Origin of the sequence: Pseudomonas sp. 2VD (assembly GCF_005503585.1) — a bacterium.
Lineage (GTDB): Bacteria > Pseudomonadota > Gammaproteobacteria > Pseudomonadales > Pseudomonadaceae > Pseudomonas > Pseudomonas aeruginosa.
Genome location: NZ_SCND01000037.1, coordinates 20466 through 27400, shown reverse-complemented (window position 1 = coordinate 27400; position 6935 = coordinate 20466). Strand labels below are relative to the sequence as shown.

General features: G+C 46.9%; 7 protein-coding genes. All 7 read left to right on the top strand.

Annotation, left to right across the window (positions count from 1 at the left end):
- Nucleotides 1–342, top strand: a 342-nt coding sequence (locus FFS27_RS33450; RefSeq protein ID WP_207917973.1) for a hypothetical protein, incomplete at its 5' end; no start/stop codon positions are given.
- A complete protein-coding gene (locus FFS27_RS06840; RefSeq protein WP_023100914.1) occupies nucleotides 335–1369 on the top strand; it encodes a nucleoside-diphosphate sugar epimerase/dehydratase in 1035 nt (344 codons plus the stop codon). The genes FFS27_RS33450 and FFS27_RS06840, both read left to right, overlap by 8 nt.
- A gap of 3 nt (nucleotides 1370–1372) precedes the next feature.
- Nucleotides 1373–2491 carry a UDP-2-acetamido-2,6-beta-L-arabino-hexul-4-ose reductase gene (wbjC, locus tag FFS27_RS06835; RefSeq protein WP_015502634.1) on the top strand — a complete coding sequence of 373 codons (1119 nt, stop codon included), beginning with the start codon at nucleotides 1373–1375 and terminating at the stop codon, nucleotides 2489–2491.
- 17 nt (nucleotides 2492–2508) lie between these two features.
- Nucleotides 2509–3639, top strand: coding sequence for a non-hydrolyzing UDP-N-acetylglucosamine 2-epimerase (gene wecB / locus FFS27_RS06830; RefSeq protein ID WP_003091435.1), 1131 nt, complete (start codon nucleotides 2509–2511; stop codon nucleotides 3637–3639).
- Nucleotides 3640–3656: 17 nt separating this feature from the next.
- The gene (locus tag FFS27_RS06825; RefSeq protein WP_023100915.1) at nucleotides 3657–4859 is read left to right on the top strand and encodes a glycosyltransferase family 4 protein; all 1203 of its coding nucleotides are present in this window, start codon (nucleotides 3657–3659) and stop codon (nucleotides 4857–4859) included.
- Nucleotides 4856–5800: an NAD-dependent epimerase/dehydratase family protein gene (locus FFS27_RS06820; RefSeq protein ID WP_015502635.1), complete on the top strand. Its 945-nt coding sequence runs from the start codon at nucleotides 4856–4858 to the stop codon at nucleotides 5798–5800. The genes FFS27_RS06825 and FFS27_RS06820 overlap by 4 nt, the downstream gene beginning before the upstream one ends.
- Before the next feature lie 100 nt (nucleotides 5801–5900).
- Nucleotides 5901–6926: an MraY family glycosyltransferase gene (locus FFS27_RS06815; RefSeq protein ID WP_023093916.1), complete on the top strand. Its 1026-nt coding sequence runs from the start codon at nucleotides 5901–5903 to the stop codon at nucleotides 6924–6926.
- The last annotated feature ends 9 nt before the right edge of the window (nucleotides 6927–6935 follow it).

Here is a 6935-nt window from a genome sequence, read left to right as displayed (position 1 = left end):
GTTCTAGGGTATGCGCAATATCCAATGGCGCACAATGGTATTGTCGAGCTGCTTTGCATCTATGGTTTCATTTTTGGTGGCTTGGCTGTTCTTTTGCTATTGTTGCTTTTTGTCTACTCTGTATTTTTGCTTGTCTTCCGGCGAAGAAAAACAGCTTGTACAGAGTTAGGCTTCTTATGCTCTGCATTTATAATCTGGTTCGTTAATTATGTCTTTAGCGGCGGTGGGCTTTTCCATCCGGTAGGGGCTGCATTGTTCTGGCTCGTTGTTTTTCGCTTTCTTTATATTTTGAGGCGGAAAAGGGACGTTGAACACATTAGTAAAGAGGTGGTGTATGGATAAGAACTCTGTTCTGTTAATTACCGGTGGAACTGGTTCCTTTGGAAATGCCGTTTTGAAGCGTTTTCTGGATACAGATATTGGTGAAATACGTGTATTCAGTCGGGATGAGAAGAAGCAAGATGATATGCGTAAGTGCTATGCTCACCCCAAGTTGAGGTTTTATATTGGAGATGTCCGCGACTATCAAAGCACTCTGAATGCTACTCGCGGTGTGGACTACATTTTCCATGCGGCTGCATTGAAACAGGTTCCCTCTTGTGAGTTCTACCCGATGGAGGCTGTGAAGACCAATGTCATCGGAACGGAAAATGTCCTCGAATCTGCTATCCAGAATGGCGTCAAAAAAGTCGTTTGTCTGAGTACGGATAAGGCAGTTTACCCAATCAATGCCATGGGTATTTCAAAGGCCATGATGGAAAAGGTCATGGTCGCCAAGTCTCGAAACCTGGAACGCACTCCTACCGTAATTTGTGGCACCCGTTATGGTAACGTCATGGCTTCAAGGGGCTCGGTCATTCCTCTCTTTATCGAGCAAATGCGATCAGGCCAGCCTCTCACAATCACTGATCCAAACATGACACGTTTCATGATGACGCTTACGGATGCCGTAGACCTTGTGCTTTATGCTTTCGAGCATGGTACCAATGGAGATCTTTTTGTACAGAAAGCACCGGCTGCAACCATCGAGGTGCTGGCTCATGCGCTTACTCAATTGCTTGGCAAGAATGGTTATCCTATCAATGTAATAGGTACGCGTCATGGAGAGAAGCTTTATGAGGCGCTTCTTAGTCGAGAGGAAATGGCCTGTGCTGAAGACATGGGTGACTATTATCGTATCCCCCCAGATTTGCGTGATCTGAACTATAGTAAGTTTGTGGAGCAAGGCGAGGAAAAAATTACTCATACAGAGGACTATAATTCTCATAATACCAAACGTCTGGATGTCGAAGGAATGAAAAAGCTGTTGCTGAAGTTGGATTTCATTCGTGCTATTCAGCGTGGCGAGAGTGCCAGTCCAGAGGAATAAACGATGAAAGTTCTTGTAACTGGCGCGAATGGATTTGTTGGAAGGAATCTGTGCGCTCATCTTGCAGAGCGGGGTGGTATCGAGGTGGTGCCATTCACCCGCGAGAGTAGTGTTGGTAATTTGCCTGAGCTAATTCGTTCCGTCGATTTTATTTTTCATCTTGCCGGGGTCAATCGTCCGGAAAAACCAGAAGAGTTTAAGATCGGGAATTCCGAACTCACGTATGCTCTGTGTGAGGCGGTAAGGTCCAATGGACGAGCCATACCACTTCTTTATACTTCATCCATTCAGGCTGAGGTGGATAATGAGTACGGTTTAAGCAAGCGAGCCGCAGAAGAGCATCTCCAAGTGCTAGGTGAGGATATTGGTTGTCCTGTCTACATATTTCGCCTTCCTAATGTATTCGGTAAATGGTCGCGTCCGAATTATAATTCAGCGGTTGCGACTTTTTGTCATAATATTATTCGAGATATTCCGATTCAAATTAACGATTCCTCGGCAGAGATCACTCTTGTATACATAGATGATGTGGTTCGCACCTTCATGAAAGTCATGGATGGGAAGCTATCCAATGCAGTTTCACTACAGGTCGAGCCCCAGTATCAGATTTCTGTTGGTGAGCTCGCAGAACAATTGTATGAGTTTCGTGATAGTCGAAAGTCACTGACTACCGCAAGGGTTGGCTCGGGATTGACGCGCGCCTTGTACTCGACTTATCTAAGTTTCTTGCCAGAAGATAGTTTTAGTTACGACGTGCCAATGCATTCGGATCCGCGTGGCACATTCGTCGAGATGCTGAAGACCGCGGACTCTGGCCAGTTCTCGTTTTTTACGGCTCATCCAGGTGTTACCAGGGGCGGGCATTACCATCACTCGAAAACCGAAAAGTTTCTGGTTATCAAAGGGATGGCACGTTTCAAGTTTAGAAACATCCTGACCGGGGCATTTTACGAAATTTGCACTAATGGTGAAAAGGCAGAAATTGTCGAAACAGTACCTGGATGGACTCATGACATTACTAATGTCGGAACTGACGATATGGTAGTCATGTTGTGGGCTAACGAAGTATTTGATCGGGAAAATCCGGATACCTACGCTTGTTCAGTAGGCGAAGGTGCGTAAGGTATAGTGAGATAACAATGCAGAAGCTAAAAGTCGTTACGGTTGTTGGAACTCGTCCTGAGATTATTCGCTTGTCTAGGGTCATGGCGAAGCTTGATCAGTACTGCGATCATGTACTTGTCCATACTGGACAGAATTATGATTACGAACTTAATGAAATATTTTTTCAGGACCTCGGTATAAGAAAGCCGGATTATTTTCTAAACGCCGCCGGGTCTTCCGGGGCTGAAACGATAGGGAATGTAATAATCGCAGTCGATCGTGTTCTGGGCGAAATAGATCCCGATGCGCTGCTCGTGCTGGGTGATACCAATAGTTGTATGGCGGTACTGCCTGCAAAACGGCGTAAGATACCGACCTTTCATATGGAAGCAGGCAATCGCTGTTTCGATATGCGTGTGCCTGAAGAGATAAATCGGCGCATTGTCGATCATACAGCTGATGTAAATTTGACCTATAGTACAATTGCGCGTGATTATCTCTTGCGTGAAGGACTTTCTCCAGACATGGTTATCAAGACTGGTAGCCCTATGTTCGAAGTTCTCGAGCACTATCGTGACGGGATCGAGTCCTCCGATATTCTTGAAAGGCTCGGGTTGAAAACAGAGCGGTTCTTTGTCGTGAGTGCGCACCGAGAGGAAAACATAGATTCGGATAAGAATTTCTTGAAGTTGGTTTCTATGCTCAACGCTGTGGCAGAAAAGTACTCGCTGCCCGTCATCGTATCAACTCACCCTAGAACAAAAAAGAGAATTGAGGCGACGGAGGCAAAGTTTCACGAGGGTATTAAACTGCTGAAACCCCTCGGCTTTAAGGATTACAATAAACTGCAAATTACAGCCAAGGCAGTTATTTCTGACAGTGGGACCATCAGTGAGGAGTCTTCAATACTGAATTTTCCCGCTTTGAATATTCGTGAGGCTCATGAACGCCCAGAAGGCATGGAAGAGGCTGTGGTGATGATGGTCGGACTGGATTCGGATCGAGTACTACAAGCACTCGAGGTGTTGGAGGGACAGAGGCGCGACGCAGAGCGCATGTTACGCTTGGTCGCTGACTATAGCATGCCCAACGTTTCTGAAAAGATTGTTCGCATAGTTCATAGCTATCGGGACTATGTCATGCGAACTGTCTGGAAAAAATATTAACTTGAGGCGTGGAGTTGATGGCAAGGATATTTGTGGTTTCTGAGTATGTCGGTGCCAATCAGAACTCCACGGGATACTATTGGGAGAAGATAATAGGAAAGATGCAGCGGGAGTTTGGTGGGCTAACCGTAATTTTCCCGCTGACCGCAGGTGAAACCCCGCCTGTGGTTTCACCTTCCGTTGATCAAGAATGCTTTAAGTTTCCGAGGAGCAATAAGAATAGGCTCCTTTCTAGAGGATTAGCGCAGATTTTTCAGGCGTTTCTGTTCTCAGTAAAATTGACTTCTCGTGCCAGACGAGGAGATGTGGTATTGAGTGGAACCAACCCTGCTCTTCTACTGATGACGTTTCCCTTGCTAAGGTATGCCCTCGGTTTCAAGTGGGTGCTGCTGGTGCATGATGTGTTTCCCGAGAACTTGGTGCCGGCGGGCGTTCTGAAGAAAGATAGTATTGCCTACCGGCTTCTACGTCGTCTCTTTTCTTTCATTTACTCATCCGCTGATCGTCTAGTCGTAATAGGGCGCGATATGGAAGCTCTTATGAAAGAGAAGGTGAATGACCCGCGATCTTTGGTCTTTATTTCGAATTGGGCCTGTGAGAAAGAGGTTTTCCCAGTACCGAGAGAGGATGCTCCTTTTATCAATATTCCTGAATGGAAAGGTAAAAGGGTTTTCCAATTTTTTGGTAATGTCGGCCGATTACAAGGTATAGAAAACATACTTTCTGCTATTCAGTTGGTTAAAAACGAGAAGGCGGCTTTTGCTTTTATTGGAGATGGTGCCTTGGTCGACAGTGTAAAAAAACACGCGCTGGAAGATCAGTGTGCTCGGTTGAGGTATTTTGGAAGGCTGCCATTAGCCGAAAAGAATTTTGGTTTGGCTGCCTGTGACGTTGCCTTAGTTACCTTAGAAGAAGGAATGTTCGGGCTTGGGGTTCCCAGCAAGGCATATTTCTCCATGGCAGCAGACAAACCGATTCTAGCTGTCATGGAAAAAGGGGCTGAAATCTCCCGTATAATAGATGAGACCGGAATCGGTTGGAACTGTCCGCCGAATGATCCGGTTGCTTTGGCAAGATTGATCGATGAGATTTGTGAACTCGACTTGTCTAGTTTAGGCGGAGTCCCGCGGAGTGTCCTTCAGCAAAATTATTCTGAATATATTTCATTGGAAAAATTCGCTGCCTGTGTTCGACCGCTTCTGTCTGAGTCGAAAATATGATGAAGGTGCTGGTAACCGGGGCTAGCGGTTTTGTCGGGAGTGCGCTTTGCAGGTCGCTTGCTGCCGGCCCCTTTCAGGTTGTCGGACAAGTACGATCCCTGTGCAATCCTGTTACGGGGGTTGAGTATGTTCGAGCGGAGCTGAAAGAGAGCACTAAACTTGATGCTGCGCTGCGGGGTGTTGAATGTGTAGTTCATCTAGCTGGACGAGCCCATATCTTTGGAAGGCAGCGTGATTCACTAGATATTTTTCGGAAGGTGAATCGCGATGCTACTCTGGCGCTTGCTCGGCAGGCGATCGAAGCATCTGTAAAGCGTTTCATTTTTGTTAGTTCTATTGGTGTAAATGGCGCTTTAACCAAAGAAAAGCCCTTCGATGAGAACTCCAAGCCGGCTCCTCATGCAGAATATGCGATTTCAAAGTTTGAGGCTGAAGTAGCGCTTCGGGAGCTTTTCAAGCAGTCCTCAACAGAACTTGTTATCGTCAGGCCTCCACTCGTTTACGACTGGAATGCTCCTGGAAATTTCTCGCGATTGTTGAAGCTGGTTGCTTCGGGACTTCCTCTTCCATTTGGTTGCATAGATAACCGACGAAGTTTTGTTTCTCTGGATAATTTAGTTGACTTTCTAGCTTGCTGTATGACGCACCCTTCTGCTGCCGGCGAACTGTTTTTGGTATCCGATGGTCAGGAGATTTCTACCAAGCAACTGGTGACTGCGCTTGCTGCGGGAATGGGGCGTCGCCCCATCATGTGGCCTGTTCCTAGGTTTATTCTGAGGTTTCTTAAATTAGTAGGAAAGGGTGGGTTATACACTCAGTTATGCTGCTCACTAGAGGTCGACTCGTCGAAAGGCAGGCTTTTGCTTGGTTGGGAACCCCGCAAGAGCACCCTTTCCGCGTTGGAAGATGTTGGTAGAATATATGTCAAACGTACTGAATGATTATCTGCAGGCGCTTTGCTACTAGCATGGCGTACCACGCAGAACAATCGAATAGAACCCTGTTGAAGGGGTGAGAGTATTTTTGGGGATAAATTTATAAATGGAAGAATGGTATTTGTTACTCGCTGCAGCTGGGGTTTCGGGACTGCTTACAGGCCTCTTGCGTCGTTATGCCTTAGCGAGGAGCTTACTTGACACCCCTAACTCTCGAAGTTCCCATGTCGTTCCCACTCCACGCGGAGGAGGGGTCGCCATTGTAGTTACTTTTTGTCTCATGCTGCCTATTTGGGCTGTACTGGGAAATATCTCATGGGCCGTGTCCTGGGCTTTACTTCTCGCTGGCGGCGGGGTTGCCATTATTGGATTCATGGATGATCACGGTCATATCGCCGCACGCTGGCGTCTGCTGGGACATTTTAGTGCAGCCTTGGTCTCATTGTACTTTTTGAATGGCATACCACCATTTCAGATTGTTGGTGTCAGTTGGGACCTGGGGTGGTTCGGAGGACTTCTCTTTGCTTTCTATCTCGTGTGGTTGCTGAATCTCTATAACTTCATGGATGGGATCGATGGACTTGCTAGCCTTCAGGCCATTTTTGTCTGTGTTGGTGGGGCATTATTATACTGGCTGAATGGCCAACTGACGCAGGCTTTGCTCCCCTTATCGCTAGCTTTTGCCGTTTTTGGATTCTTGTTCTGGAATTTTCCACCCGCAAAAATTTTCATGGGAGATGCGGGTAGTGGTTTTCTGGGGATTGTTTTAGGAATTCTTTCCATTCATGCCATGTGGATGAATACGAATTTTTTCTGGGCATGGTTGGTCCTGTTAGGCGTTTTCATCGTCGATGCGACCTATACCCTGATTCGTCGCTTGCTGAGAGGGGACAAGGTGTATGAGGCTCATCGAAGCCATGCCTATCAATACGCAAGCCGATACTATGGAAAGCATGCTCCTGTTACGATTGGCGTCACGGCATTGAACGTCATCTGGCTCCTCCCTATAGCCTTGTTGGTCGGGAGTGGGTCTCTAGAGCCTTTGATGGGCATCGTCATAGCCTACGTCCCTCTCGTTTTTCTGGCAGTGAGGTTCAAGGCGGGTAAGCTAGAGTCGTCCGCTCAGGCCTAAAGGAGTAGG

What these genes read in the sequence shown, in the direction of transcription:
- FFS27_RS06840 (WP_023100914.1), top strand. Translation starts at nt 335, where the DNA reads ATGGATAAGAACTCTGTTCTGTTAATTACCGGTGGAACTGGTTCCTTT.
- wbjC (WP_015502634.1), top strand. Translation starts at nt 1,373, where the DNA reads ATGAAAGTTCTTGTAACTGGCGCGAATGGATTTGTTGGAAGGAATCTG.
- wecB (WP_003091435.1), top strand. Translation starts at nt 2,509, where the DNA reads ATGCAGAAGCTAAAAGTCGTTACGGTTGTTGGAACTCGTCCTGAGATT.
- FFS27_RS06825 (WP_023100915.1), top strand. Translation starts at nt 3,657, where the DNA reads ATGGCAAGGATATTTGTGGTTTCTGAGTATGTCGGTGCCAATCAGAAC.
- FFS27_RS06820 (WP_015502635.1), top strand. Translation starts at nt 4,856, where the DNA reads ATGATGAAGGTGCTGGTAACCGGGGCTAGCGGTTTTGTCGGGAGTGCG.
- FFS27_RS06815 (WP_023093916.1), top strand. Translation starts at nt 5,901, where the DNA reads ATGGAAGAATGGTATTTGTTACTCGCTGCAGCTGGGGTTTCGGGACTG.